The sequence below is a fragment of the Rheinheimera sp. 1928-s genome, from assembly GCF_029269265.1.
Lineage (GTDB): Bacteria > Pseudomonadota > Gammaproteobacteria > Enterobacterales > Alteromonadaceae > Pararheinheimera.
This window is the reverse complement of sequence record NZ_JARIXP010000023.1, coordinates 1-1021: the sequence shown is the minus strand read 5'-3', so window position 1 is coordinate 1021 and position 1021 is coordinate 1. Positions and strand designations below refer to the sequence as shown.

The following is a 1021-nucleotide window of genomic DNA, read 5'->3' as shown; positions in this document are numbered from 1 at the left end:
CTATCGGTCAGTCAGGAGTATTTAGCCTTGGAGGATGGTCCCCCCATGTTCAAACAGGATACCACGTGTCCCGTCCTACTCGTTTTCATTGATAAAGCYTTTTCGTGTACGGGGCTATCACCCTGTATCGCCGCACTTTCCAGAGCGTTCCACTAACTCTTTATCAACTTAAGGGCTAGCCCCCTTTCGCTCGCCGCTACTAAGGGGATCTCGGTTGATTTCTTTTCCTCGGGGTACTTAGATGTTTCAGTTCTCCCGGTTCGCCTCGTATGACTATGTATTCATCATACGATACCTGATAAATCAGGTGGGTTTCCCCATTCGGACATCTGTGAGTCTAACGTCTCTTACCGACTTCTCACAGCTTTTCGCAGGTTAGCACGTCCTTCATCGCCTCTGACTGCCAAGGCATCCACCGTGTACGCTTAGTCACTTAACCATACAACCCCAAAATGTCTGGAATTGAAGGTGTGATAAGGTTCACAAATAAATAGTTTGTTACCTTGTTTTCTTTCTATCAGCTTGCCAATTTGTTAAAGAGCACTTCGAGCATAAAGCTCAAAGAGAACTATTCTTTGAAAGAATGGTTGTCTTTGAGATTTCAAACAGTATGTAATTTACTTCAGACGAGGCGCCTAGAACCGAAGCATACTGAAGTATGTGAGGGTCTATGCAACGAAGTATCAAGTAAATTTGGTGGAGTTAAGCGGGATCGAACCGCTGACCTCCTGCGTGCAAGGCAGGCGCTCTCCCAGCTGAGCTATAACCCCATTTGGGAAACCGGGTAATTTCGTTTTAGACAAGGCGCTTTCCTGCGAAGCATACTTTTTCGTATGCGAGTAGGGAAGCAACGAAGTATAAAGCGAAATTTGGTTGGTCTGAGTAGACTCGAACTACCGACCTCACCCTTATCAGGGGTGCGCTCTAACCACCTGAGCTACAGACCAGCCGTAACCGCAATGGTTCTTACTGTTTGCTCTACGTATCAATCAATCATCTGTGTGGACACTACACGAACTAA

At 46.3% G+C, this 1021-nt stretch carries 2 tRNA genes and 1 rRNA gene; all 3 read right to left on the bottom strand.

The features are described 5' to 3' along the window. A 23S ribosomal RNA gene (locus P3C17_RS21210) occupies positions 1 to 439 on the bottom strand; the annotation flags it as partial. Between the two features lie 255 nt (positions 440 to 694). After that, positions 695 to 770 (bottom strand) — tRNA-Ala (locus P3C17_RS21205). A 100-nt stretch (positions 771 to 870) separates the two neighbouring features. Beyond that, positions 871 to 947, bottom strand: a tRNA-Ile gene (locus P3C17_RS21200). Positions 948 to 1021: the final 74 nt, after the last annotated feature.